The organism is Pseudogemmobacter sp. TB195 (genome assembly GCF_058313095.1).
Genome location: NZ_JBZEGG010000003.1, coordinates 65,150 through 89,855, shown reverse-complemented (window position 1 = coordinate 89,855; position 24,706 = coordinate 65,150). Strand labels below are relative to the sequence as shown.

At 64.1% G+C, this 24,706-nt stretch carries 23 protein-coding genes and 1 riboswitch; of the genes, 15 read left to right on the top strand and 8 right to left on the bottom strand.

The annotated features are described in order from the left end of the window. Nucleotide 1 precedes the first annotated feature (1 nt). Both AC4FS3_RS04725 and AC4FS3_RS04720 read left to right on the top strand, forming a co-directional pair. On the top strand, nt 2-1,210 hold the full coding sequence (locus tag AC4FS3_RS04725; protein ID WP_491019608.1) for an efflux RND transporter periplasmic adaptor subunit: 1,209 nt from the start codon (nt 2-4) through the stop codon (nt 1,208-1,210). 10 nt (nt 1,211-1,220) lie between these two features. After that, nucleotides 1,221-4,511, top strand: coding sequence for an efflux RND transporter permease subunit (locus tag AC4FS3_RS04720; protein ID WP_491019607.1), 3,291 nt, complete (start codon nt 1,221-1,223; stop codon nt 4,509-4,511). 80 nt (nt 4,512-4,591) lie between these two features. On the opposite strand, the gene AC4FS3_RS04715 is transcribed toward AC4FS3_RS04720, so the two are convergent. The 6 genes from AC4FS3_RS04715 to AC4FS3_RS04690 all read right to left on the bottom strand — a co-directional run bounded on the left by AC4FS3_RS04715 (nt 4,592) and on the right by AC4FS3_RS04690 (nt 8,553). Next, a complete protein-coding gene (locus tag AC4FS3_RS04715) occupies nt 4,592-4,984 on the bottom strand; it encodes a Fur family transcriptional regulator (protein WP_491019606.1) in 393 nt (130 codons plus the stop codon). Between the two features lie 441 nt (nt 4,985-5,425). Continuing rightward, nucleotides 5,426-5,560: a hypothetical protein gene (locus AC4FS3_RS04710; RefSeq protein ID WP_491019605.1), complete on the bottom strand. Its 135-nt coding sequence runs from the start codon at nt 5,558-5,560 to the stop codon at nt 5,426-5,428. Nucleotides 5,561-5,609: 49 nt separating this feature from the next. Further along, nucleotides 5,610-5,969 carry a hypothetical protein gene (locus AC4FS3_RS04705; protein WP_491019604.1) on the bottom strand — a complete coding sequence of 120 codons (360 nt, stop codon included), beginning with the start codon at nt 5,967-5,969 and terminating at the stop codon, nt 5,610-5,612. 324 nt (nt 5,970-6,293) lie between these two features. Further along, on the bottom strand, nt 6,294-6,812 hold the full coding sequence (locus tag AC4FS3_RS04700) for a DUF2478 domain-containing protein (protein WP_491019603.1): 519 nt from the start codon (nt 6,810-6,812) through the stop codon (nt 6,294-6,296). Nucleotides 6,813-6,878: 66 nt separating this feature from the next. Next, nucleotides 6,879-7,991 (bottom strand): 3-dehydroquinate synthase, encoded by a 1,113-nt coding sequence (gene aroB, locus AC4FS3_RS04695; RefSeq protein ID WP_491019602.1) that lies wholly within the window; start codon nt 7,989-7,991, stop codon nt 6,879-6,881. A gap of 19 nt (nt 7,992-8,010) precedes the next feature. Then, nucleotides 8,011-8,553 carry a shikimate kinase gene (locus tag AC4FS3_RS04690; RefSeq protein WP_491019601.1) on the bottom strand — a complete coding sequence of 181 codons (543 nt, stop codon included), beginning with the start codon at nt 8,551-8,553 and terminating at the stop codon, nt 8,011-8,013. Nucleotides 8,554-8,751: 198 nt separating this feature from the next. Between AC4FS3_RS04690 and AC4FS3_RS04685 the strand changes: the two genes are divergently transcribed. The 5 genes from AC4FS3_RS04685 (at nt 8,752) to AC4FS3_RS04665 (ending at nt 14,062) form a co-directional block, all read left to right on the top strand. Then, entirely contained in the window at nt 8,752-8,886 is a 135-nt protein-coding gene (locus tag AC4FS3_RS04685; protein ID WP_092898093.1) for a hypothetical protein, read from the top strand. Then, complete coding sequence (locus AC4FS3_RS04680; RefSeq protein ID WP_491019600.1) at nt 8,876-10,522, top strand: hypothetical protein; 1,647 nt, start codon at nt 8,876-8,878, stop codon at nt 10,520-10,522. The genes AC4FS3_RS04685 and AC4FS3_RS04680 overlap by 11 nt, the downstream gene beginning before the upstream one ends. 4 nt (nt 10,523-10,526) lie before the next feature. Then, a complete protein-coding gene (locus AC4FS3_RS04675) occupies nt 10,527-11,513 on the top strand; it encodes a site-specific tyrosine recombinase XerD (protein WP_491019599.1) in 987 nt (328 codons plus the stop codon). Nucleotides 11,514-11,740: 227 nt separating this feature from the next. Further along, a complete protein-coding gene (gene ctaD, locus AC4FS3_RS04670) occupies nt 11,741-13,411 on the top strand; it encodes a cytochrome c oxidase subunit I (protein ID WP_283178203.1) in 1,671 nt (556 codons plus the stop codon). Nucleotides 13,412-13,549: 138 nt separating this feature from the next. Further along, complete coding sequence (locus AC4FS3_RS04665; protein ID WP_491019598.1) at nt 13,550-14,062, top strand: DUF2244 domain-containing protein; 513 nt, start codon at nt 13,550-13,552, stop codon at nt 14,060-14,062. A gap of 40 nt (nt 14,063-14,102) precedes the next feature. On the opposite strand, the gene AC4FS3_RS04660 is transcribed toward AC4FS3_RS04665, so the two are convergent. Beyond that, nucleotides 14,103-14,564: a GatB/YqeY domain-containing protein gene (locus AC4FS3_RS04660; RefSeq protein ID WP_491019597.1), complete on the bottom strand. Its 462-nt coding sequence runs from the start codon at nt 14,562-14,564 to the stop codon at nt 14,103-14,105. A gap of 195 nt (nt 14,565-14,759) precedes the next feature. Here AC4FS3_RS04660 and carA point away from each other — a divergent pair, with 195 nt between their 5' ends. Continuing rightward, complete coding sequence (carA, locus tag AC4FS3_RS04655) at nt 14,760-15,917, top strand: glutamine-hydrolyzing carbamoyl-phosphate synthase small subunit (RefSeq protein ID WP_491019596.1); 1,158 nt, start codon at nt 14,760-14,762, stop codon at nt 15,915-15,917. 106 nt (nt 15,918-16,023) lie between these two features. Next, nucleotides 16,024-18,084, top strand: coding sequence for a glycosyltransferase (locus tag AC4FS3_RS04650; protein ID WP_491019595.1), 2,061 nt, complete (start codon nt 16,024-16,026; stop codon nt 18,082-18,084). A gap of 48 nt (nt 18,085-18,132) precedes the next feature. Here the strand turns inward: AC4FS3_RS04650 and AC4FS3_RS04645 are convergent, their stop codons facing one another. Then, nucleotides 18,133-18,768: a GntR family transcriptional regulator gene (locus tag AC4FS3_RS04645; RefSeq protein ID WP_092898108.1), complete on the bottom strand. Its 636-nt coding sequence runs from the start codon at nt 18,766-18,768 to the stop codon at nt 18,133-18,135. Between the two features lie 205 nt (nt 18,769-18,973). On the opposite strand from AC4FS3_RS04645, the gene AC4FS3_RS04640 reads away from it, so the two are divergent. The 6 genes from AC4FS3_RS04640 (at nt 18,974) to AC4FS3_RS04615 (ending at nt 24,666) form a co-directional block, all read left to right on the top strand. Beyond that, entirely contained in the window at nt 18,974-19,624 is a 651-nt protein-coding gene (locus tag AC4FS3_RS04640; RefSeq protein ID WP_283178207.1) for a pyrimidine 5'-nucleotidase, read from the top strand. A gap of 187 nt (nt 19,625-19,811) precedes the next feature. Further along, nucleotides 19,812-20,057, top strand: coding sequence for a hypothetical protein (locus AC4FS3_RS04635; protein WP_491019594.1), 246 nt, complete (start codon nt 19,812-19,814; stop codon nt 20,055-20,057). 129 nt (nt 20,058-20,186) lie between these two features. Further along, complete coding sequence (locus AC4FS3_RS04630; protein ID WP_491019593.1) at nt 20,187-21,401, top strand: UbiH/UbiF family hydroxylase; 1,215 nt, start codon at nt 20,187-20,189, stop codon at nt 21,399-21,401. A gap of 28 nt (nt 21,402-21,429) precedes the next feature. Then, nucleotides 21,430-21,508: riboswitch (SAM riboswitch) on the top strand. A gap of 57 nt (nt 21,509-21,565) precedes the next feature. After that, nucleotides 21,566-22,744: an O-succinylhomoserine sulfhydrylase gene (metZ, locus tag AC4FS3_RS04625; protein ID WP_491019592.1), complete on the top strand. Its 1,179-nt coding sequence runs from the start codon at nt 21,566-21,568 to the stop codon at nt 22,742-22,744. Nucleotides 22,745-22,947: 203 nt separating this feature from the next. Further along, entirely contained in the window at nt 22,948-24,039 is a 1,092-nt protein-coding gene (folE2, locus tag AC4FS3_RS04620; protein WP_491019591.1) for a GTP cyclohydrolase FolE2, read from the top strand. A gap of 3 nt (nt 24,040-24,042) precedes the next feature. Then, nucleotides 24,043-24,666: a DUF1287 domain-containing protein gene (locus AC4FS3_RS04615; protein ID WP_491019590.1), complete on the top strand. Its 624-nt coding sequence runs from the start codon at nt 24,043-24,045 to the stop codon at nt 24,664-24,666. Nucleotides 24,667-24,706 lie beyond the last annotated feature (40 nt).

Below are 24,706 nucleotides of genomic sequence, written 5' to 3'. Positions count from 1 at the left end.
GATGCGCCAGCTTCTTGCGATTGCCGCCCTTGCCGCTCTGCCCGCTTTCCCGCTGCTGGCCGAAGACCAGCCGGCGCCCGGGATTGCGCTGCCGGCGATCCATGTCACCCCGGTCACGATGCAGGATCTGACCCAGCGCCTGATCGTCACCGGGCTGATCGCTGCGGTCGAAGAGGTCCAGGTACAGCCGCTGATCGAAGGTCAGCCCATCGAGGAGCTGCGCGCCGATATCGGCGATTATGTCGAAACCGGCGCGGTGCTGGCGGTGCTGTCCTCATCGTCGCTCGACCTCCAGCGCGCGCAAAGCCTTGCCGGTCTGGCCCAGGCGAAGGCGGCGATTGCCCAGTCCGAGGCGCAGCAGATCGAGGCCCGCGCCGCGCGGGACGAGGCAAAACGGGTCTCTGAGCGCACTGCCAGGCTTGAGGCTCAGGGCACCGCGACTTCGGCGGCCTCCGACAGCGCGGCGGCGGCGCTCCAGGCGGCCGAAGCGCGGGTTGATCTGGCGCATGAGACCCTGGCGGCCGCAAAGGCGCAGGCCGATCTGGCGGCGGCGCAGCTTGCCAATGTCGATCTCATGCTGACCCGGACCGAGGTAAAGGCCCCCTATGGCGGACGCATCACTGCAAGGAATGCCACCATAGGTGCGGTCGCCTCGGCGCAAGGGGTGCCGATGTTCGTGCTGGAAAAAGACGGCGCGCTGGAATTGCGTGCCGATGTCCCGGAGGCCGCGCTGCCCGCCTTGCGCCCTGGCCAGCCTGCCCGCCTGCGCGCCGCCGGCCTCTCCGGCCCCCTTGACGGCACAATGCGCCTGATCGAACCCGCCATCGACACCACCACCCGCCAGGGCCGCGCACGGATCAGCCTGCCGCCCGAACCCTCGCTCAGGGCGGGCATGTTTGCCGAGGCGACGATAACGCTGGCCCAGGATCACCTCGCCGCCGTGCCGCTTTCGGCCATCAGCAGCAAAGAGGGCGGCGAAATGCTCTTGCGGGTACGGGATGGGATCGTTGAAGAGATCCCGGTCGTTGTGATGATCCGCGATCAGGGGCTTGCCGGGCTTGCTGCGGGCGATCTGCGCCCCGGAGATCTGGTCATCACCCGCGCCGGCGCCTTCATCCGCCCGGGCGAGAAGGTCAATCCGGTCACGGAAGCCTCACTCGCCGGAGCTCCGGCCCCCAAAGATCGGGCCATCCCCGATCAGGTGCAGTGAGGAATATCGGATGAATTTCTCTGCCTGGGCGATCCGCAACCCCGTCGCGCCAATCCTTGCCTTTGTCCTGCTGATGGCGCTTGGCTGGCAAAGTTTCAACAAACTGCCGATCACGCGCTTTCCCAATATCGACCTGCCGCTGGTCTCGGTCACCGTCGCCCAGGCCGGCGCCGCACCGGCAGAGCTGGAAACCCAGGTCAGCAAAGAGATCGAGGATGCCGTCGCCGGGCTGAACGGGGTAAAGAATGTCACTTCGAATATCTCGGACGGGCTTTCGACCACGCTGATCGAGTTTCGTATGGAGATCCCGACAGAAACGGCGGTCCAGGACGTCAAGGATGCGATTGACCGCATCACCGGCGATCTGCCCGCCGATGTCGAGACCCCCATCGTCACCAAGGTCGATGTCGAAGGCCAGGCGATCCAGACCTTCGCGGTTTCCTCCTCCGCCATGACCATCGAGGAATTGTCCTGGTTCACCGATGATTCGCTGACCCGCGCATTGCAGGGCCGCCCGGGCGTGGGCCAGGTCAGCCGCTATGGCGGGGTCGACCGCGAGATCCGTGTCGATCTCGATCCGCTGCGCCTTGGCAGCTATGGCATCACCGCGCTGGCGGTCAGCCAGCAGCTCGCGCAGACCAATGCCGATCTCGGATCGGGCAAGACCGAATTCGGCGGTGGCGAACAGGCGATCCGCACGCTGGGGAACCAGCAGACGGTGCAGGGCCTGGCGGATGCGACCATCGCGCTGCCGAATGGCCGTTTCGTCCGCCTCGCCGATCTGGGCGAGGTCCGCGACGGTTACGGCGATCCGCAGAGCTTTGTGCGCCAGGACGGCAATCCGGTGGTGGCGCTGGCGGTCTACCGCTCGAAAGGCGCGTCCGAGGTCTCGGTCGCGGCCACTGTGGCCGAGGCGCTGACCCGGGTGCGTGCAGATCACCCGGAAGTGCAGATTTCCCTGATCGACGATCAGGTCTATTATACCCAGGGCAATTACCAAGCCGCCCTTGATACGCTGATCGAGGGCTCGATCCTTGCGGTTCTGGTCGTACTGGCTTTTCTCAGGAACTGGCGCGCGACCTTTATCGCCGCCGTCGCGCTGCCTTTGTCGGCCGTGCCGACCTTCCTCGTGATGGACATGATCGGCTTTTCGCTGAACCTTCTGTCCTTCCTCGCATTGACGCTGGCGACAGGGATCCTCGTCGATGATGCGATTGTCGAGATCGAGAATATCGCGCGGCATATGCGGATGGGGAAATCGCCCTGGCGCGCCTCGATTGATGCGGCGGATGAGATCGGCCTCGCGGTGATTTCGACCTCTGCGACGATCATCGCGGTTTTCGTGCCGGTCTCTTTCATGCCCGGCATTCCCGGACAGTACTTCATGCAATTCGGGCTGACGGTCGCGGTCGCGGTGTTCTTCTCACTGCTGGTTGCGCGGCTGATCACGCCGATGATGTCAGCCTATATCATGCGGCCGAAAGATGCCGAAGGCCATATGGATGAGCATCGGGATGGTCCGGTGATGCGCTTCTATATGCGGCTCGTGCGGCTGAGCACCGGCCCCGCCCGCATGGGCCGCTGGCGCTTTCTCGCCCGCTACCTGACCCTGATCTTTGCCATCGTGCTGGTGACCGGCTCGGTGATCGCCATGTCGCGGATCCCCGGCAACCTCTTCCCGCCTGATGACGAAAGCCGCTTCACCATCTCGGTCGAACTGCCGCCCGGCTCGGGCCTTTCTGAAACCGACCGCATGACCGAAGCGATGCGTGCGGCCATCGCGCCGACCGAAGGCATCGAGCATATCCTCGTCACCGGCGGCGCCTCGCCTCTGGGCGACCGCGAACTGCGCCGCGCCACTATCACCGTGCTGCTGGAACGCCGCGATGTCAGCCTCCTGCGACGGCTCTCAGATGTGGCCGGCCAGCTGCCGCTGATCGGATCCTGGGCGACACTGCCGCCCTCTGACACCCGCACCCGCCCCCAGGACGTGATCGAGGCCGAAGTCCTGACCCGCCTCGCCGCGATCCCCGATATCCGCGCCTTCAAGCTCGGCGGCCCCGGAGGCCCGGGCGGCCGGCCTCTCGCCTATGACATCCTCTCGCCTGACGCAGACGCGCTGTCCAAAGCCATCGAGCAGCTGGAAAGCGCGCTGGCCGGCGAGCCGCTCCTGATGAATGTCTCGACCGAGGCCACGCTGCCGCGCCCCGAGATCCGCGTCACCCCCCGCCTTGAAGAGGCCGCGCGGCTTGGCGTCACCACCGGCGCCATTGCGGCCACCCTGCGCACCGCCACCATCGGCGATTTCGATGCGGCGCTTGCCAAGCTCTCGATCGACAACCGCCTGATCCCGATCCGGGTGCGGCTGAATGACGAGGCGCGCGGCGACCCGGACCGGCTGGCCGCGCTGAAGGTGCAGACCGCCACAGGCATTCTGGTGCCGCTGGCCTCGGTCGCCGATATCGCGATCTCGCAGGGCCCGGCGCAGATCAAACGGCTGAACCGGCTCCGGGTTGCGCAGATCGGCGCTGACCTCGCCCCCGGGATCGCGCTCGGCGATGCCACCGCCCGGTTCGAGGCACTGACTTCCGCGCTCGACCTGCCAGACGGCGTCATCCTGCGCCCCTCGGGCGATGCCGAGATCCAGGCCGAACTCCTCGACAGTTTCGCCAATGCGATGATCATGGGGCTGATGCTGGTGCTGTCGGTGCTGATCCTTCTGTTCCGCTCGGTCATCCAGCCAGTCACCATCCTTGCCTCGCTGCTCCTCTCGGTCGGAGGCGTCGCCATCGCCCTGATCGTCACCAATAACCCGGTCTCAATGCCGGTGCTGATCGGCATTCTGATGCTGATGGGGATTGTCACGAAAAACGCCATCCTGCTGATCGATTTCGCCATCGAGATGCGCGCGCGCGGCATGGAGCGGATCGCCGCCGTGGTCGAGGCCGGCCATAAACGTGCCCGCCCCATCGTCATGACCTCAATCGCGATGTCGGCGGGGATGCTGCCTTCGGCGCTCGGGGTTGGCGAGGGCGGAACCTTCCGCGCGCCGATGGCCATCGCGGTCACCGGCGGCATCATCGTCTCAACGGTCCTCAGCCTCGTGATCGTGCCGGCCTTCTACCTGATCATGGACGATATCTCGCGCCTCTTCGCCTGGATCTTCGGCCGTCTGATCGGCAGCCCGGAGCGCGAACCAGAGGCCCCCGCCCCTGAGGACCTCGCAGCCCGCATCGAAGGCCTCTCGGCAAGGCTCGAGAGCCTCACCCCAGCGCCGCGCCGCAATCTTGCCGCGGAATAACCCTTCCTCCTGACCCAGATACCCCCCGGGGAGGGCGAAGGCCGCTTGGGGGCAGGCCCCCCACTCCCCGGCCAAACCCTTCAGACCTTGCGGCAATACAGCTCCAGCCGGTGATGGACGATCTCATAGCCCATCTCGGCGGCGATCCGGCGCTGCAATTCCTCGATCTTCTCACTGTGGAATTCGATGATCTCGCCACTTTCGAGATCGAGGATATGATCATGATGCCCCTGGGCCGCGACCTCGAACCGGGCCGAGCCGTTTTCAAACGAATGGCGATGGATCACGCCCTCGCGTTCCAGCACGGTCAGCGTGCGGTAGACTGTCGCCAGAGACACCGTGTCATCGATCACCTGCGCGCGGCGATGCAGCTCGGTCGCATCCGGGTGATCGGCGGATTCGGTCAGGACCCGGACCAGCGCCTCGCGTTGCCGGGTCACCCGCACCCCGCCATCGCGGAGCGCCTGGGTCATTCTTGCTGCCTGACTGGCCGCCTGATCGGAATGTTTTGCTTTCATGCCCGGATTTTAGCATGCACGTTCTCAGATGGGAACCGCAGTTGAGAATCCATCCACAGCTTCCTCGCCTCCCCCCCGGCGCAGAGCCGCCGCACTTGCTGCCTGAGCGCCTTGATCGCATCCAGCCACGCCGCGCGCAAAGCCGGGAGCCAGCGTCGGTGCCTGCAGCGGGCGTCCCGTTGCGACGGGATCACCTGATCTCCCTCGCGCAGATCGTCAGCGCTCGCATCGATGCCGGCAGCCGGTCGATCACGGCACTGCCCTGAGCCGCGTCGGCAAGTCACATAGCAGCACGCATACCCCGGAGGCCATACCCGCCCCCGGACCGCGCAGCCCGGGTCAGGCATCACCGGGAAAGCTTGCCTCCTGCCCCGGCGCCTCATGGCCGGTATCTGCCTAATCGACGGAAACGCGCAGCTCAATCCGCCGCAGTTCCACGGCCAGCATGAACAGCACCGGCCCATTCGGCGCGGCGGCAAGGATCTGTCCCTTCCCGCTCGCGCGGTCCAGCGCAATCCCGTCAATGGACAAACGGATCTCCGCCTTATCAGGATCGGCGCTGACCGAGGCGAGCGCGCACTCACAGGCCGCGCAGGCGGCGATGAGTAGCGAACCGGGCCGACCCACGTAGGTCCAGCGCCTCGGCAGTGTCAAACCAATCAGCGGTCCTGATCACGGTGGCTTGCGCGGATACGAGCCGCGTCCGTGAGGCGGTCAGCTGAGCCTCGGAATTCAGCAACTGGGCGTTTAGTCTGGTGCAGTGCAGCCGCGCCAGCACCTTGCCCGAAGCAACTGTCGGGTGGAAATCGGCCTCGACTGCGGCAAACCTGCCGAAAAGCTCGGACGACATCGCGCCCCATATGCCCGGCTGCACAGTGCCGGTGGCAATAGCCGTCACCTCAAGATTGCCGCGCGTGACCGGCGCCGTCACCTGGTGCACAGGCGCAGGATCCCGCGCGCGCGGCCCCAGAAGATCGCGCAATGGCCAGGAATGCCGTGACCTGTAAAAACCAAGGCCCGCCGCGATGCATTTGCCCGATCCGGGCGAGATCTGACGCATCGCGCGGACGGGATTGCGTCCCGTCGGGTTGCGTCATGCTGCCTTGCAGCAATTGGTCCGGATCGCGCCGGTGGCCAACCGGCGACCATGTCGCCGTATCATCGCGGGTGCGGGTAAAGATCGATATCGGACTGTCAGCCCCGAGGCAAAGATCCGCCGTTCCCCCGGCAAAGACAGGGTTTGCCCTGACCTTCCCCCACCAGCTCAGACGGTTGCGAGCCGGGCCTGATGCGCTTCCAGCACCCAGGCAAAAACCTGATCGGCTTCGCGGGGCAATTCCTCGGCATGGCCGGCGGCGTAGTTCAGGAAGCCTTCGAGAAAGTGATCCGCCATGCCGCAGAGCACGGGCTTGCCGTCCCCGAGCGCCTCGGCCACGGAATCGGCGAGGCCATGACCATCGGCCTCCTGCTTGCCGAACTTGTTGACCATCAGCACATCCGCCGCGCCAAGTCGCTGCGCCACGATCACCGCTGCCTCTTCCAGCGCCGACGTGTCGAGCCGACAGCCGGTCGCCGCGTCGCCGCGGTCAAGGCTGATGCGGATCTGCGGCCCTTCGGGCAAAACCCAGAGATCCATGTCGCTTTTTGTGCGCCCCGGGCGCAGCGTGTTGATCTGCACCGTACCCGCCGTTGTCAGACCATGCGCGCTCAGGCGGCGCGCGACTTCCTGGAGCAGCAGGTCGGTTTCGCCCTCGGGGCCAGCAGAAATATAGCCGAGCTTCATGGCAGCCTCTCAGGTCGATGCGTTATGTTTCGACAAGTATATCGAACCTTTCTGGCAGGTAAAGCCTCAGCGCTGCGCCAGCGCGTCCCGCAGCACAGAAAGCACCATATCCGGTGGCACATCATCGGCCACGAAAGCCTCACCAATGCCCTGCGCGAGGATGAAGCGCAGCTTGCCGTCGACCACTTTCTTGTCCTGGCCCATCAGGCGCAAGAGCCCCTCGGCATCGGGAAGATCGCCTTCGATATCAGCGAGATCGGTCTTCATCCCCATCGATTTAAGATGGGCACGGACCCGGCTCGGCGCCTCCTGGGCGCAAAGGCCAAGCCGCTGCGACAGCTCGAATGCCAGCGCGCAACCGATGGCCACGCCCTCGCCATGCAAAAGCCGGCCGGAATAGCCAGTCGCGTTTTCCAGCGCGTGACAGAAGGTATGTCCCAGATTCAGAAGCGCGCGCTCGCCCTCTTCGGTCTCGTCGCGCTCGACGATGCCGGCCTTCATCTCGACCGAACGCGTCACCGCCTTCAGCCGCGCCTCGCGGTCGCCGCGCGCCAGCGCCGGACCTTCAGCTTCCAGCCATTCAAAGAACAGCGGGTCCCCAAGAAGGCCGTATTTCACCACCTCGCCATAGCCCGCAAGGAAGTCGCGCGGCGTCAGCGTTTCCAGCACACCGATATCGGCCAGCACCAGCGAAGGCTGGTGGAAAGCGCCGACCAGGTTCTTGCCCTGGGGCGTGTTGATCCCGGTCTTGCCGCCGACGGAACTGTCGACCTGGGCCAGCAGCGAGGTCGGGATTTGCACGAATCGAACGCCGCGACGCAGCACAGCCGCAGCGAAACCGACGAGATCCCCGATCACACCGCCGCCAAAAGCGACCACGACATCCTTGCGCTCGACCTTTTGTTCCAGCAGCCATTCTACGGTCTGCGACAGCGAACGCCAGGATTTGGTCGCCTCGCCCGCCGGCAGCGCCATATGGGATATTTCGATGCCGACAGTGGCAAAACCGGCCCTGAGCCGTTCCAGATGCAGCGCGCCCACGGTCTCATCGGTGACCACGGCCAGCTTCTTTCTGCGCAGCATCGGCAGAATTGCTGCGCCAGCATTATCGATCAGGCCAGGGCCGATCCGGACCTCATAGGAGCGCTCGCCCAGATTGACCGGCACAATATTCAACATGTTCTTCTCCGGATTCCCGTCAGAGTTCTTCCAGCACATCGGGGCGCATCACCAGCGCCTCGACCACCCGCGCCGCCATCTGTTCGACCGTAAGGCCGGCTGCCGAATCCACCGCCAGATCGGCAAGCTGGTAAGACGGCTCGCGCGCGGCACAAAGCTCCATGAGCGTCTGGCGCGGGTTGGCGGTGCGCAGCAAGGGCCGCGTGGTCTTATGCCGCACGCGCTGCCACAGGACTTCGGGCTCGGCCTTCAGCCAGACCGAGATCCCGTGTTCCGCAATCTGGTCGCGGTTGCGGACAGCCAGAAATGCGCCGCCCCCGGTCGAGAGCACCGCAGGGCGGCCGCGCAACAGCCGGCCGATCACCTCGAATTCGCGGTCGCGAAAGAAAGGCTCGCCATCGCGTTCAAAGATCTCGGCAATGCTGCGATCTGCGGCTTTGACGATTTCTTCATCCGAATCGACAAAGGGCACTTTCAGCAGTTTCGCCAGCGCCGTTCCGACGGCGGTTTTCCCCGCCCCCATCATACCGACCATGGCGACGGTCTTTTTCAGTCGATACATTGCCTTCACCATCGCGTGAACGCGGCGGGGATCACGGTAAGCCGCCGCGCTTTTCGTTCTCCAATGGCGTGATCTTGGCCGGAAAGCCATATATATTCACCCGGCGGGCAGACGATCAGGCGGGAAAAGGACCGGATCGGCAGGAATTACCTGTCCGCGAGGCAGCGCTGAGACAGGCGAATACAAAGGGACTGGTTTATGGGGCGGATTATCAAGGCATTGCTGGTTCTGGCGATTCTCGGCTTTGCGGCGCTGGCCGCCTATGCCTATCTCGTCGATATGACACCGACACCGGCCGAAGTGACAAAACCTGTGGTGCTGGATGCGAGTTGATCGCTTTTGCGCGCTGCTGCCGCGGGCGATTTCCCGATCCGCGCCGCATCCCGGCGCCGGGGGGGCGCTGCGCCGGCTGATGGCGTCGGGGGTAGTTGGCCTCGCCTGCAGCATGGGCGGCGCTCCGGCTTTTGCGGCCGGTGATGATCCGCTCTCGGCGATCGACTGGCTGTCGCAATCGGTCAGCACGCCGGGCGCAGGCAAAGCGGGCAAGCTTCCCGGTCCGGTCAAGACCATCGAGCCACCGGTGACCAGCGAAGGCGCGCTGCCGGTGACGGTGTCCTCGACCTCGCTCGATATCCCGTCGCCCGATTCCGTCGGGCTGATTTCACCATCGGTCTCGGGCCTGCCGCGCAATCTCTGGGGCGCGGGGCTCTCGGATGAGATTGCCCGCGCCGTGATCCGCGACCGGATGGAAAGCCTGCCGGCGCTGCGCCAGCTTTTCCTGACCATGTTGCTGGCCGAGGCCGATCCGCCGATTGACGCCGGCAATGACGGGCGCCTTCTTCTGGCCCGGATCGACAAGCTTTTGCAGATCGGCGCGCTGGAACAGGCGGCGGCGCTGATCGACATTGCGGGGGATGGGACGCCCGATCTGTTCCGCCGCGCTTTCGACATCGCGATCCTGACCGGGCGCGAGGACAAGGCCTGCGAGAGGATGCAAAAGGCCCCGGGGCTGGCCCCGACGCTGCCGGCCCATGTCTTTTGCCTCGCGCGTGGCGGGGAATGGGATGCAGCCGCGCTGACCCTGACCAGCGCCGATGCGCTTGGCGATGTCGACAAGGCGCAGAGCGCGCTTTTGTCGCGTTTTCTCGACCCCGACCTGTTCGAGGCCGATACTGTGCCCCCGCCGCCAAGCCCGGTGACACCGCTGGACTGGAAGCTTTACGAAGCGATTGGCGAGACCATTCCCACCGGGCGGATGCCCATCGCATTCGCCTATGCCGAGATCGGGCCGCAATCGGGCTGGAAGGCCCAGATCGAGGCCGCCGAGCGGCTGACCCGCGCCGGCACCATCGCGCCCAATGTCTTGCTTGGGCTCTATACCGAACGCGACGCGGCAGCGTCGGGCGGGGTCTGGGACCGGGTCGATGCGTTCCAGGCCTTCGATGCAGCGATGCAGTCGAAAGACAAGACCCGGATTGCGGCGGCATTGCCGCCGGTCTGGGCGAGGATGCAGGAAGCCGAGCTCGAAGTGCCTTTCGCCTCGCTTTACGGGCCGGCGCTTGCCGCGCTGGATCTGCCGCCGGATGTCGCGCGGATCGCCTTCCGCATCGGATTGCTGTCGCCGCAATACGAGACCATCGCCAGCGCGCATAAGGCGCTGGACGAGACCGAGATCTTCCTGACAGGGCTGGCGCTTGGCGATATTGCCGGGCTGCGCGCGCCGGACATGATGGGCCGCGCCATCGCCCCGGCCTTCCTGACGCCGGAACTCTCGGATGAGGCGCGTATGCTGCTGGAAGGGATGCGGCTCGGCGAGGCGATTTTGCTGGCAATCGAAGACATCCAGCGCGGCGTTGACGGAAATGTCTCGGGGGTAACGCGCGGGCTGTCGCTGTTGCGCAAGGTGAAACTGGAGAATGTCGCCCGCCGCACCGCGCTGGAACTGATGATCCTCGAGCGGCGGGGCTGAGCCGATGGCAGGCCCGACAGCTGGCGCAAAAGGGATGAAGCCACCGGTCAATCCGGCCTGGCGCTGGATCTCGACCTTTCTCGATGCGATCGCAGCCGAAGCAGGCGCGGCACGCAATACCAGCCTTGCCTATGGCCGCGACCTTAAGGATTTCGCCGAATGGGTCGCGGCCGGGGGTCATGATATCGCGACGCTCGACCGTATGACCATCGAGGCCTATCTGGTCCATTGTGACGCCCAGGGGCTTTCGGCCGCGACACGCGCGCGACGGCTCTCTTCGATTCGCCAGCTTTACCGCTTCGCCTTTGAGGAAGGCTGGCGCGAGGATAATCCCGGGCTGCGGATTTCCGGCCCCGGCAAATCGAAAAGCCTGCCGAAGACGCTTTCGGTCGAAGAGATCACCCGGCTGCTGGATGCCGCAGCCGGACATGGCCGCACACCGGCAGACCGGCTGCGCAATACTGCGCTGATGGAGCTGCTTTATGCCACCGGAATGCGGGTGAGCGAGCTGGTGACCCTTCCCCAGGCGGCAGTGCGCGGCAATCCGGCGATGATCCTGGTCCGCGGCAAGGGCGACAAGGAACGGATGGTGCCGCTCTCGCCGCCGGCGCGCGCGGCTGTTGCGGACTGGCTGACCGCGCTGGATGCGCGCGAGGCCGCACAGAAAGCCGCAGGCCAGCCGGTATCGAAATACCTCTTCCCGGGGAGTGGTGCGGACGGGCATATGACCCGGCAGAGCTTTTTCGTACTGATCAAGGCGATGGCGGTTGCCGCCGGCATCTCACCGGTAAAGGTGACCCCGCATGTGCTGCGCCACGCTTTCGCGACGCATCTGCTGGCAGGTGGTGCCGATCTGCGGGTCATCCAGACCCTTCTCGGTCATGCCGATCTTGGCACCACCGAGATCTATACCCATGTGCTGGAAGATGAGCTGAAGGACCTCGTGTTCAATCATCATCCGCTGGCGAAACTGCCGGGAAAACCGGGCTGAGCCGCCGCAGCCAGCCGCCATCGCCCCCCGACAGAGGCGCTGAAACCCGGCACTTCAGTGTGTTCGTGCCACAGGCCGGGCCCTGCCCCCTGGCGAATTTGATCCTGATCAATTCATCGTTGCGGCCCTTCGCCGCGCCCGCTAAACACGGATCAGCAAGGGAATGAGGCCCCAGCCACAGGCGTAAGCCCGGGCGTGGGGCCGAAGTGCAATAGCGGGAGACGCCTATGGCGGATGCAGCCATCCACGGGCATGACCATGACAAGCGCGGATTTTTTGTCCGCTGGTTCATGTCCACCAACCACAAAGATATCGGGATTCTCTATCTGTTCACGGCGGCAATCGTCGGGCTGATCTCGGTCATCTTCACCGTCTATATGCGGATGGAGCTGATGGAGCCGGGCGTACAGTATATGTGCGCCGAAGGAATGCGTCTGACCGCAGCGGCGCCCGGAGAATGTACTCCGAACGGCCATCTGTGGAACGTGACCGTCACCGCGCATGGCATCCTGATGATGTTCTTCGTGGTGATTCCGGCTTTGTTCGGCGGTTTCGGCAACTATTTCATGCCGCTGCAGATCGGCGCGCCGGATATGGCGTTCCCGCGCATGAACAACCTCTCTTACTGGCTCTATGTTGCAGGGACCGCGCTGGCCGTGGCCTCGCTCTTTGCGCCGGGCGGTGACGGGCAGCCGGGATCGGGCGTGGGCTGGGTGCTTTACCCGCCGCTCTCGGAAAAAGAAGCCGGTTTCTCGATGGATCTGGCGATCTTCGCGGTTCACCTTTCGGGGGCGTCCTCGATCGTGGGCTCGATCAATATCATCACCACCTTCCTCAATATGCGCGCGCCTGGCATGACCATGCATAAGGTGCCGCTGTTCGCCTGGTCGGTCTTTGTGACCGCCTGGCTGATCCTGCTCGCTTTGCCGGTTCTGGCCGGTGCGATCACCATGCTCTTGACCGACCGGAACTTCGGCACCTCGTTCTTCGTGCCCGAAGGCGGCGGCGACCCGATCCTCTACCAGCATATCCTGTGGTTCTTCGGCCATCCGGAAGTCTATATCATCGTGCTGCCGGCCTTCGGCGTCATCTCCCAGGTGGTTGCGACCTTCTCGAAAAAGCCGGTCTTCGGATATCTGCCGATGGTCTATGCGATGGTCGGGATCGGTGTTCTGGGCTTCGTCGTCTGGGCTCACCACATGTATACCGTCGGCATGTCGCTGTCGCAGCAGAGCTACTTCATGATGGCGACCATGATCATCGCGGTGCCCACCGGCATCAAAGTGTTCAGCTGGATCGCGACCATGTGGGGCGGCTCGGTCGAGTTCAAGACGCCGATGCTCTTCGCCTTCGGCTTCCTCTTCCTCTTCACCGTCGGCGGTGTGACCGGTGTGGTCCTGTCGCAGGCGCCGCTGGACCGTGGCTACCATGACACCTATTACGTCGTGGCCCATTTCCACTATGTGATGAGCCTTGGTGCCGTGTTCGGGATCTTCGCTGCCGTCTATTTCTGGATCGGCAAGATGTCGGGTCGGCAATACCCGGAATTCGCAGGCAAACTGCATTTCTGGGCGATGTTCATCGGCGCGAACCTGACCTTCTTCCCGCAGCACTTCCTTGGCCGTCAGGGCATGCCGCGCCGCTATATCGACTACCCGGTGCAGTTCGAATACTGGAACTACATCTCGTCGATCGGTGCGTTCATCTCGTTTGCTTCGTTCCTCTTCTTCATCGGCATCGTGTTCTACACCCTGCTTGCAGGCCGCCGCGTGACCGAGAACAACTACTGGAACGAATATGCCGACACGCTGGAATGGACCCTGCCCTGCCCGCCGCCGGAGCATACGTTCGAAACGCTTCCCAAGCGTGAGGACTGGGACCGTTCGCACAGCCACTGAGCTGATGTGACACTCCTGAATCTGAAACGGCCCCGGAGATATCTCCGGGGCCGTTTCATTTCGGACCTTTGCCTTTGGCGGCGACGCGGTTTATGCGACAGATCAGACGATCAGGCATAAGTTAAGTTCGGATCCACCATGCCCTATCACTGGTCGCGGCCCGCAGACGGGCCGGAACATCTGCACCTGGTGCCCTATTCCGCGCTGAGCCGGCCGGGCTTTGCCTGGTTCATCGGCGCCACTGCCCTGCTGGTCGCCCTGCCCCTGCTTTCTGTAATTGCGACGCCGGTCTTCTGGGGGCTGCTGCCATTTCTTCTGATCACACTGACGATGATCTGGCTGGCGCTGAAACGGTCCTGGAGCGACCGTAGTATCACCGAAGATCTGCAGCTGAGCCGCGACCATATCAGCCTCACCCGGCGCGGCCCGCGTGGCCGGCTGCAAAGCTGGGAGGCCAATCCCTATTGGGTCAGCGTGCATCTCTTTCCAAATGAGGGGGAACACAGCGGGCCGGTGCCGGATTACCTGACCCTGCGCGGCGGAGAGCGCGAGGTTGAGCTCGGCGCTTTCCTCACCCCCGAAGAACGCCGCCGGCTGGCGCAGGAGCTGCGCGAGGCACTGGCCCGCACCAGAGCTGCCGGCCGGGTCTGACCGACCGGGCCCGGGCCTGGCTCCGACCCTGAACCTGGCCTCAGGCCAGCTTTGCGCGGATCGTGGCGCCGACCTGCGCGAAATCCATCTGGCCGGTGTATTTCTCTTTCAGCTCCGCCATCACCCGGCCCATATCGCGGATCGAGGTGGCGCCAAGCGCGGCGATGGTCTGGTCGATCACCGCCGCCGCCTCTTCAGGCTCCATCTGGCGCGGCAGGAATTCCGAGATCACCTTCACCTCGGCCAGTTCCTTTTCTGCCAGTTCCAGCCGGCCGCCTTCCTCATAGATGCGGGCGGATTCCTGGCGCTGTTTCACCAGCTTGCCCAGGAGAGCCAGCAATTCACTGTCGGCGACCCCATCGTCGCCACGCCCCTCGCCGCGCGCTGCAATGTCCCGATCCTTGATCGCGGCATTGATCAGCCTCAGCGTCGAGGTCCGCGCAGAATCGCGGGCCTTCATCGCCTCTTTCATCGCCTCATTCAGGCTGTTACGCAGGCTCATCGCGGGGCTCCTCTTCGGTCCGGTGTCTAACCTGCCATGCGGCGCCGATTCCGGCAAGTCACCACCTCTGAACCAAGACACTGATTTTTCACAACAATATCAAAACCCCCAAAGCCTTGACCCTGCCCTGGCAGAGGCATAGGTTGCGCCCGTTTAGCCAGCATACCAGAATCCCCTCACGCTCCGGAGCCAATCATGCCGCATGCAGCACCCCGTCCTACTGCCTGTCTTGTGCTGGCGGATGGCACGCTCTTTTATGGCTACGGCTTTGGCGCGACCGGCGAGACGGTGGCCGAACTCGTGTTCAACACCGCGATGACCGGGTACCAGGAGATCATCACCGATCCTTCCTATGCGGGCCAGGTCGTGACCTTCACCTTTCCCCATATCGGCAATACCGGCATCACGCCGGAGGATGACGAGACCGTGGCCCCGGCGGCGGCGGGGATGGTGGTGAAATGGGATCCGACCGAGCCCTCGAACTGGCGCGCGACCGGCGATCTGCAATCCTGGCTGGCAAAAATCGGCCGCATCGGCATCGGCGGCATCGACACCCGCCGCCTGACCCGCGCCATTCGCCAGCAAGGCGCCCCGCATGTGGCCCTCGCCCATGACCCGGAAGGCAGGTTCGACGTCGGGGCGCTGGTGGCGAAGGCCCGCGCCTGGAAAGGTCTTGTCGGCCTCGATCTGGCAAAAGACGTGACCTGTCCGCAAAGCTATACCTGGGATGAGAAACGCTGGGCCTGGCCCGAGGGCTATACCAAACGCACGGCTCCCGGCCCGAAAGTCGTCGCCGTCGATTTCGGTGCGAAGAAAAACATCCTGCGCTGTCTCGCCTCGACCGGCTGCGAGGTCGTGGTGCTGCCGGCCTCGGCCACGGCCGAAGATGTTCTGGCGCATAAGCCGGATGGCGTGTTCCTGTCGAACGGCCCTGGCGACCCGGCTGCGACCGGCGAATATGCTGTGCCGATGATCAAAGGCGTTCTTGAGAAAGACCTGCCGGTCTTTGGCATCTGCCTCGGCCATCAGATGCTGGCGCTGGCGCTTGGAGCCCAGACCCGCAAGATGAACCATGGTCACCACGGCGCCAACCATCCGGTCAAGGATCTGACGACGGGTAAGGTCGAGATCACCTCGATGAATCATGGCTTTACCGTCGATGCCGATACCCTGCCCGAAGGCGTGATCGAGACACATGTCTCGCTGTTCGACGGCACCAATTGCGGTATCGCCATCAAGGATCGCCCGGTGTTTTCGGTGCAATACCACCCCGAAGCCAGCCCCGGCCCGCAAGACAGCTACTATCTCTTCGAGCGTTTCGCCGCCGAGATGAATGCACGCCGCCCCCTCTGAAGATGCAGGCTCAGTGTTTTTTGAATCAGTCCAGTCAGGCTTAATTGCCCGTTAACCGATCCTTGCGCAATCTCGGGCCCGGAAGTGACCCGGGATGCGCAAGGCGATGACAGTTCGGCATTTGATCAGTATCGGTGGCGCCTCCGCCTTCGGCCCGGGGGTGGAAGCTGCGGCCTGGCTGAAATCGCGGTGGAAAGATCCCCTGCGCCGGTCCCCCCTGGTCGACCTGTCGCGGCACCTGCCTGACCAGAGCCAGTCTCACCAGGAACGACCTTACCAGGCTCTGCCTTCACAGGACAGCGCGCCCGCTGGCGCCGCCACCAGATGTCCTGCAGAGGGGCCGGATTCTTTCGCGATTTCACTGCTGCGCCATGGGCTGATCCGGCCCGAACAGCCCGGCTCTGCGGCATCGGCGCGGCTCCAGCCCGCGTCAGGCGACGGCTTTCATCCCCATGGCACCCTGGCCGAAGATGATCTCCTCGCGGCAGCCCGCGACCATTTCGGTGCGCCTTTTGTCGATCCGCTCTCCCCCCCGCCCGAAGCGGCCGCGATTGACCGGCTCGGGCCTGGTTTCTGTCAGCGGCATGGCATTCTGCCCTTACGGCGCGCCGGGGCGGTGACGGTGGTGGCGACCTCGCGGCCCGAGGCTTTCGCCCGGCTGCGCCCGGTGATCGAGGCACAGATCGGCCCGGTGCTGATGGCGCTGGCGCCAGCCGCGCGCATCGCCCGGGCGCTCACGCTGGTGCGCGGCGCACAGATCGCCCATGCCGCCGAGACCAGGGTGTCGGCCGATCTCTCCTGCCGCGACTGGGGCGGGATCGGGCTCAGGCTGATCGCCGCCGCAATGGCGGCCTCCCTTCTGGCAAGCGTCGCGAATTTCCCGATCAGCACCGGGCTTGCGCTGTTGTTTCTGGCGCTTGGCTCGATGGTGCTGTCGACGCTGTTGAAACTGGTCTGCGCGATCGCCACCCTGCGTCAGCTCCCCGCGCCCCCGCCCCGCCTGGCGACCGGACCGCTGCCCCGGGTCTCGGTCCTCGTTGCGCTCTACCGCGAAAGCGACATCGCGCCGCGTCTCGTGCGGCGGCTGTCCCGGCTCGATTATCCCCGCGACCTGCTTGAAGTGGTGCTCGCGGTCGAGGCGGAAGACCATTCGACCCGCGCCGCTCTGGAAAACGCCGGACTGCCGGCCTGGATGCGGATCGTTGTGGTCCCGCCGGGCCGGGTTAAGACAAAGCCGCGCGCGCTGAATGTGGCGCTTGACCACTGCCATGGCACGATTATCGGCGTCTATGATGCCGAGGATGCGCCCGAAGCCGATCAGATCCGCCGCGTTGTCGACCATTTTCGCCAGAGCGATTCGGGTCTCGCCTGCCTTCAGGGGGTGCTGGACTATTACAACCCGGCGACCAACTGGATCGCGCGCATGTTCACCATCGAATATGCCGCCTGGTTCCGGCTTATTCTGCCTGGCGTGGCGCGGCTCGGGCTCATGGTGCCGCTCGGGGGAACAACGTTGTTTTTCCGCCGTGACGTGCTGGAAGAGCTTGGCGCCTGGGATTCGCATAATGTCACCGAGGATGCCGATCTCGGCATCCGCCTGGCGCGCGCCGGCTACCGCACCGGCCTGTTGTCAACGGTCACCCGCGAAGAGGCGAATTGCCGCCCCTTCCCCTGGATCAAACAGCGCTCGCGCTGGATCAAGGGCCATATGATGACCTGGATCGTCCATATGCGCAGCCCGTGCAGCCTCTGGCGCGAGGTCGGAACCCGCGCCTTCCTTGGCTTTCAGGTGATGTTCCTCTGCGCCGCGCTGCAAACCCTGCTTGCGCCGCTGCTCTGGAGCTTCTGGATCATCGCCTTCGGCCTCACACATCCCCTGGCCGAGGCCCTGCCCCCCGGCCTCACCTGGGCAATGCTGGGGGCTTTCCTGTTTTCGGCTGCGGTCGATTTCACCCTGGGCTGGCTGGCGCTGAAACAGGCCGGGCACAGGATCTCGAAATTCTGGGTCTTCACCCTGCATTTCTACCAGCCACTCGCGACCTTCGCCGGCCTCAAGGCGCTGTGGGAGCTGATCAGCCGCCCCTTCTACTGGGACAAGACCAGCCACGGGATCTTTGACACTGTCGAAGCGGCAGGCACATCGGGGCGAAAAAAGCCCGTTGGCTGAAGACCCCGCATTGCGACATCAGCTTTCCCGGCCCGCCGGGCTCCCGGCTCAGCGCAGTTTCAGCTCGCCCGCCTCAACCCTCAGCCGCGTCTCGAAGGCCCGGCTGATATGGGTTTTCAAAGCCGTCCAGGCGCTGTTTTCGTCACGCGCCGCAATCGCCGTCACAATCGCCTCATGTTCCGTAAGGGCAACCCCGTCCCGCCCTTCGGCGGCGAAAGAGGTCTGCGCCATTAAAGCCATCGAACGGTGCAGAAGATCCAGTTGCTGCACCAGAAACCGGTTATGGCTGGCAAGATGGATCTGCCGGTGAAAGCGCTTATTCGCCCGGCTGAGCGCCGCCGGATCACCGCCAAGCAGCGCGCGGTCATCGGCAACCATGCTTTGCAGCACGCGAATCTCTTCTTCAGTCGCGTGCCGCGCCGCCAGCCGTGCGGCAAGACCTTCGAGTTCCGTCCTGACCGCGTAAAGCTCTGCCAGCTGATTATGGTCCAGCGTCGCCACGATCAGGCTGCGCCCGTCGCGTTTCAGCATCGATTGCGTCTCAAGCCGCTGCAACGCCTCGCGCACCGGGGTCCGCGAGACCCCGAATCGCTCGGCAAGCTCGCTTTCGACCAGCCGCTCGCCAGGGCGGAATTCTCGCGCTTCGATCGCTTCAAGGATCAGCGTATAGGCGTCTTTCTGCACTGGACCCGCTCCTGTTCGCGCATCATCGCGGCGCTATGACGACGCCCCGGGGCCAGCACAGCCGACCAGAAAGCGCGCGCCCCGCAACCCTGGCCGGGAACCCTAGAGGCGGGAACGGCGGCAGGCAAGCCCGCCTGGTCCCGAAGCGCTGCGGCTGCGCGCAAGTTCCGGCTGCATCCCACTCGCGTCCATGCTAAGAAAGCCCATGCCAAAAGAAGCTTTCAACAATATCAGCACCTGGGTCTTTGACCTCGACAACACGCTTTACCCCGCCGGGGCCTGCCTCTTTCCCCAGATCGAGCGCAAGATGACCGATTGGGTGATGCGCAATCTTGGCCTTGACGAGGCCAGCGCCAATGCGCTGCGCCATGGGTACTGGCAGGAGTATGGCACCACGCTTGCCGGCCTGATGTCCGGCCATGATATTGATCCGTCAGACTTTCTGGCCTTCGTGCATGATATCGACTTCTCGGGCCTGAGCCGCGACAATGCCCTTGCCCGCCGGATCGCCGCTCTGCCCGGGCGGCGCATCGTTTTCACCAATGCCGACACGCTTTATGCCACCCGCGTGCTGGAGCGGCGCGGGCTTTCAGGCCTGTTCGACGCGATCTATGGCATTGAAGAAGCAGGATATTTGCCGAAACCGCGCCGCGATGCCTTTGACTGTATCGTCCGGCTTGATGGGTTCGACCCCGGCCGAGGCGCGATGTTCGAGGATGATCCGCGCAACCTGCTGGAGCCGCACCGGATGGGGATGGCCACGGTTCTGGTCGCCCCCGAGCCGCTGGTTGAGGACCACATCCACCACAATACCGGCGATCTGCGTGACTTCCTCGACAGGCTTGCGGCCGGCTGAACGCGGCCCGGAGGAGCAGACGGGACGCGAGGCAGATTGCCGCAGTGCGACACCACGCCCCGCCCCTCCGGCCTTTCCCGCGGATGAAGGCCCGATAAAAATGCGGTATGTCCCAATCAGTCATTGAAGATACGGCTTTCGCCCCCTCCCTGTCCGGGGCGGCCAGAGCCGTCAGAGGGATCCCGCCATGTCCGACAGTCTCACCCTTACCTCCCGCCCGGCACGCCGCAGCCTTATCAGCCGTATCCCGCTGATCGGCCGGATCGCCCGCGAGATTGACCAGGATGTGAATAATTTCTTCTGGCTCCTGCCGGTCGTCATCCTTGGCCTCGTGCTTGGCATCAACTTCTGGGGTATGGCGGCGCTTACGATGCTGGCACTGGTACTGGTGCCGGTGGTCTTCGCCTTTTTCATCGCCATTTCCTGGCCCTGATGCGCCCCCTTTAGCCGCCCGCCCGGGCGGCATCCTGTCCACTGGCCTCTCTGTCCACTGGCCCCTCGCGGGCCAAAGGCGTAGACTGGGAGCCGAAGCAGCCAGAAGGCCACAGGGGATGAAACCGGCATGAAACGCGCGGAAACCGGAATCCTGATCTCGGGCGGCGGTATTGCCGGGCTGACGGCGGCTGCAGCTTTTGGGTCGGCCGGGTTCGAGGTGATCTGCGTCGATCCCGCGCCGCCGCCGCAATCCGAGGCGGCAAGTGATGCCGATCTGCGCAGTACCGCCTTTTTGCAGCCCTCGGTTTCAGTGCTGGAAGAGGCCGGGATCTGGCAGCATCTTGCCCCCCATGCGGCGGCATTGCAGGTGATGCGGATCGTCGATGCCGGAAAGGCAGATGCGGGCTGCACGAATGCGACGGCCCGCATCATCCGCGATTTCGACGCGACTGAGATTTCCGACCAGCCCTTCGCCTGGAACCTGCCGAACTGGCTTTTGCGCCGCGAGATCGCCGCGCGGCTGGCCGAGCTCCCGAATGTGACCTTCCGCGCGGGGATTGGCACAAAAGGCCTGATGACCCGCGACAGTGAGGCGCTGGTCACGCTGAGCGACGGATCCCAGGTCGCGGCGCGGCTGTTGATCGCGGCGGACGGGCGGCATTCTGCGATGCGTGAGGCGCTGAATATTCCGGTCAAAACCATTCGTTACGGGCAAAAGGCGCTGGTGTTTTCGGTCACCCATGACCTGCCGCATGACAATGTCTCGACCGAGGTGCATCGCTCGGGCGGGCCGTTCACGATGGTGCCGCTGCCCGATCGCGACGGGCGCCATGCGTCTTCGGTTGTGTGGATGGAACAGGGGCCCGAGGCCATGCGGCTTGTCGCCCTGCCCGAGGCAGAGTTCGAGACCGAGATGAATGCACGCTCCTGCGGTATTCTGGGCGGGATGCAACTGGCGACAAGACGCCTTGTCTGGCCGATCATCAGCCAGGTGGCGCAGCGGCTTTCGGGACAGCGCAGCGTGTTGATGGCCGAAGCCGCGCATGTGGTGCCGCCCATTGGCGCGCAGGGGCTGAATATGTCGCTGAAAGATCTGAGGGTGCTGCTGGATCTTGTTAAAGGATCTGGCGGCGATCCGGGGGTGCAGAACGTCCTGGATGCCTATCACCGGGCGCGGCACGGCGATATCACGCTGCGGGTGGGCGGCATCGACATGCTCAACCGCGCCTCGATGGCTGGCGCACCGGCGCTGCGCGCCCTGCGCAGCGGTATGCTCGGGATGCTCTATGCGCTGCCGCCGGTGCGGCAGGGTCTGATGCGCGCCGGGCTGGGTGTGTCGTGACGGTTGACCCTGGCCCAAGCGAGGCGTAAGCAAGGCGCGTGGCGATTTGTTGACCGGATTGCGGGCCACGTTAAATAAGCCGCTAAAGAGGTGACGGGACGTCTTCGCCCTGCCGCGCTTTCCGGTCATTGGATTAGCTTATGGCCCGGGAGCCTTGTGCTGCGATGACGAACTGGAAGACACGCACCAAACTTGTCCATGAAGGCAGCCGCCGCAGCCAGTACGGCGAGATGGCCGAGGCGATTTTCCTGACGCAGGGCTTCGCCTATCCCGATGCCGAAACCGCCGAGGCGCGGTTCATCAAATCGGGTGCGGATGAATTCATTTATGCGCGCTACGGCAACCCCACCACACGGATGTTCGAAGAGCGGATTGCGGGGCTTGAGGGCACCGAAGACGCTTTCGCAACCGCCTCCGGCATGGCAGCGGTCAATGGCGCGCTGACCGCGCTGCTCAGGGCCGGGGATCATGTGGTCTCGGCCAAAGCGCTGTTTGGGTCGTGCCTTTACATCCTTGAAGACGTGCTGACGCGTTACGGGGTGAAGGTCACTTTCGTCGACGGCACCGATCTGGCGGCCTGGGAGGCCGCCGTGACGCCGGAGACGAAGGCCGTCTTCTTCGAGAGCATGGCGAACCCGACACTTGATATCGTTGATGTCAAAGGGGTCGCCGAGATTGCGCATAGTCACGGCGCGCTGGTGATTTGCGACAATGTGTTCGCGACGCCGATTTTTTCGCGCGCCGTCGATCTGGGCGCCGATGTAGTGATCTATTCGACCACCAAACATATCGACGGCCAGGGCCGCGCGCTTGGCGGCGTGATCTGTGGGTCGGGCGACTATATCCAGAAGGTCGTGCAGCCCTATATGAAACACACCGGCGGCGCGATGAGCCCGTTCACCTCCTGGATCATGCTCAACGGTATGGCGACGCTGGATCTGCGCTGCCGGGCGATGGCGGCTTCGGCGCTGGAGATTGCGACCTACCTGGAAGGCCATGACAAGATTGAAAAAGTGCTGTTTCCGGGCCTGAAATCGCATCCGCAATATGATCTCGCCATGGCGCAGATGGGAACCGGCGGCACGATTGTGAGTTTTGTGGTCAAGGGCGGCAAAGAGGGTGCCTTCCGGCTGCAAAACGCGCTGGAAATCCCGAAGATCTCGAACAATCTCGGCGATGCGAAATCGATTACTACGCATCCCGCGACCACCACGCATCAGCGGCTTTCCGATGAGCAGAAAGTGAGCCTCGGGATCGCGCCGGGGCTGATCCGGTACTCGGTCGGGCTGGAAGATGCGGGCGATCTGATCGCCGATCTTGATCAGGCGCTGGCACTGGTGTGAGCCACTGGCGGCGGGGGCCAGCCCCCCGCCCCTCCGAAGTATTTCGGACAGGAGGAAGGCAGCAGCGTTTCGAGCTTGCTTTCGCGGCGCCAGTGCCTATCTCATAGGCGTCCCGGCGATTTATCATTCCGCTGGTTCATCCGGAAATTGACGGCCCGATGCCCCCGGGAAGGAGGCGCGGCCGGAACCGAAAGGATCTTCCCATGACACGCCATGACAGGATTACCGACCGCGCGCCCTCGCGCGAGGAGGCCGCGGCCGCGCTTTTGACTTTGCGTCGCTGGGCAGAGGAGGCGGGCGAAGAAGAGATCGCAGGGCTTGACCCTTCGATTGGCAACCTGCTGCCCGATCTGTCCTATCCCGCATTGCGCCGCGCCTATCCCGAGGATTTCGCGGTTGACCAGGCCTATCGCGCCACGCTTCCTGATCTGCAAAACGGGCCATCGAGCCTGATCGTCGGCGCGAAGACGCAGATCCAGCACGTGGGGATCTCGAATTTCCGCCTGCCGATCCGGTTCCGGACCCGCGAGGCCGGAGAGGTGATGCTGGAAACCAGCGTGACCGGAACGGTGAGCCTGGAGGCAGAGAAAAAAGGCATCAATATGAGCCGCATCATGCGCTCATTCTACGCCCATGCAGAAGAACAGTTCAGTTTCGAGGTGATCGAAGCCGCGCTGGAGGATTACCGCCGCGATCTCGACAGTTTCGATGCACGGATCCAGATGCGGTTCTCTTTCCCGGTGAAAGTGGAGAGCCTGCGATCGGGGCTGTCGGGCTGGCAATATTACGATTTCGCACTGGAACTGGTTGATCTGAATGGGGAACGTATCAAGATCATGCATCTTGATTATGTCTATTCCTCGACCTGCCCCTGTTCGCTGGAATTGTCAGAACATGCGCGGCGCACGCGCGGCCAGCTCGCAACGCCGCATTCGCAGCGCTCGGTCGCGCGGCTGTCTGTTGTGGTGAAGACCGGCGAGATGCTCTGGTTCGAGGATCTGATTGATCTGGCCCGAAAGGCGGTTGTGACCGAGACCCAAGTGATGGTGAAACGCGAGGATGAGCAGGCCTTTGCCGAGCTGAACGGCGCCAATCCGATCTTTGTCGAGGATGCGGCGCGGTCTTTCTGCGAGGTTTTGCGCGCGGATCCGGCGATCGGTGACTTTCGCGTGATGGCGAGCCATCAGGAAAGCCTGCATTCCCATGATGCGGTATCCTTGCTGACCGAGGGGCCGACATTCGCGGCCACCAGCCTTGATCCGCGCCTGTTCCAGTCGCTGTTCCATGTGGGGTAGAAGATGATCCGCCGTTCCGTCCTGGGCCTGCTTGCCGTTCCGTTCATCATGCCGGCGGTTCTCAGGGCGGAGGGCGCGACGGCCGGCCAGAAGATCGCGCAGGCGGCCGAGGCACAGGAAGGCGTCGTGCGGATATATGATCCTGCCTATGTCGCGCTGGATTTTCCCGGCGGTGATGTGGCGCCGGATCGTGGGGTCTGCACCGATGTACTGGTCCGGGCGCTGCGGGTGGCCGAGAGCATTGACCTGCAAGTCGCGATCAACCGCGATATGAAGGCGGATTTCGCGGCCTATCCGAAAAACTGGGGCCTGACGCGGACCGACCGCAATATCGACCATCGCCGGGTTCCCAATCTCAGGCGCCTTTTCGAGCGGGTGGGCGCAGAACTGCCGGTCAGCGAAACCGCGGCCGACCATTTGCCAGGTGATGTGGTGACCTGCCTCATTCCCGGCGATCTGGCGCATCTGATGGTGGTGGGGACCGGCCTCGCCGGACCGCGCCCGCTGATCGTCCATAATATCGGCGCCGGCACAAGGATCGAGGACCGGCTTTTGGAGTTTCGTATGACCGGACGCTACCGGCTGACGCCTCCTGTGCTGGAAAAGCTGCGCCGGCTGAGTGCCTGAGGCCCTGACGTCAGCGGGGGTTTGACGGGGGCGCCGCGCG

Coding starts and splice junctions, on each gene's coding strand:
- AC4FS3_RS04720 (WP_491019607.1), top strand. CDS start 1,221: ATGAATTTCTCTGCCTGGGCGATCCGCAACCCCGTCGCGCCAATCCTT.
- AC4FS3_RS04690 (WP_491019601.1), bottom strand. CDS start 8,553: ATGTATCGACTGAAAAAGACCGTCGCCATGGTCGGTATGATGGGGGCG.
- AC4FS3_RS04630 (WP_491019593.1), top strand. CDS start 20,187: ATGAAACGCGCGGAAACCGGAATCCTGATCTCGGGCGGCGGTATTGCC.
- AC4FS3_RS04640 (WP_283178207.1), top strand. CDS start 18,974: ATGCCAAAAGAAGCTTTCAACAATATCAGCACCTGGGTCTTTGACCTC.
- AC4FS3_RS04725 (WP_491019608.1), top strand. CDS start 2: ATGCGCCAGCTTCTTGCGATTGCCGCCCTTGCCGCTCTGCCCGCTTTC.
- AC4FS3_RS04650 (WP_491019595.1), top strand. CDS start 16,024: ATGACAGTTCGGCATTTGATCAGTATCGGTGGCGCCTCCGCCTTCGGC.
- AC4FS3_RS04635 (WP_491019594.1), top strand. CDS start 19,812: ATGTCCGACAGTCTCACCCTTACCTCCCGCCCGGCACGCCGCAGCCTT.
- AC4FS3_RS04660 (WP_491019597.1), bottom strand. CDS start 14,564: ATGAGCCTGCGTAACAGCCTGAATGAGGCGATGAAAGAGGCGATGAAG.
- AC4FS3_RS04685 (WP_092898093.1), top strand. CDS start 8,752: ATGGGGCGGATTATCAAGGCATTGCTGGTTCTGGCGATTCTCGGCTTT.
- aroB (WP_491019602.1), bottom strand. CDS start 7,991: ATGTTGAATATTGTGCCGGTCAATCTGGGCGAGCGCTCCTATGAGGTC.
- AC4FS3_RS04665 (WP_491019598.1), top strand. CDS start 13,550: ATGCCCTATCACTGGTCGCGGCCCGCAGACGGGCCGGAACATCTGCAC.
- AC4FS3_RS04675 (WP_491019599.1), top strand. CDS start 10,527: ATGGCAGGCCCGACAGCTGGCGCAAAAGGGATGAAGCCACCGGTCAAT.
- folE2 (WP_491019591.1), top strand. CDS start 22,948: ATGACACGCCATGACAGGATTACCGACCGCGCGCCCTCGCGCGAGGAG.
- carA (WP_491019596.1), top strand. CDS start 14,760: ATGCCGCATGCAGCACCCCGTCCTACTGCCTGTCTTGTGCTGGCGGAT.
- ctaD (WP_283178203.1), top strand. CDS start 11,741: ATGGCGGATGCAGCCATCCACGGGCATGACCATGACAAGCGCGGATTT.
- AC4FS3_RS04680 (WP_491019600.1), top strand. CDS start 8,876: ATGCGAGTTGATCGCTTTTGCGCGCTGCTGCCGCGGGCGATTTCCCGA.
- AC4FS3_RS04615 (WP_491019590.1), top strand. CDS start 24,043: ATGATCCGCCGTTCCGTCCTGGGCCTGCTTGCCGTTCCGTTCATCATG.
- metZ (WP_491019592.1), top strand. CDS start 21,566: ATGACGAACTGGAAGACACGCACCAAACTTGTCCATGAAGGCAGCCGC.
- AC4FS3_RS04715 (WP_491019606.1), bottom strand. CDS start 4,984: ATGACCCAGGCGCTCCGCGATGGCGGGGTGCGGGTGACCCGGCAACGC.
- AC4FS3_RS04700 (WP_491019603.1), bottom strand. CDS start 6,812: ATGAAGCTCGGCTATATTTCTGCTGGCCCCGAGGGCGAAACCGACCTG.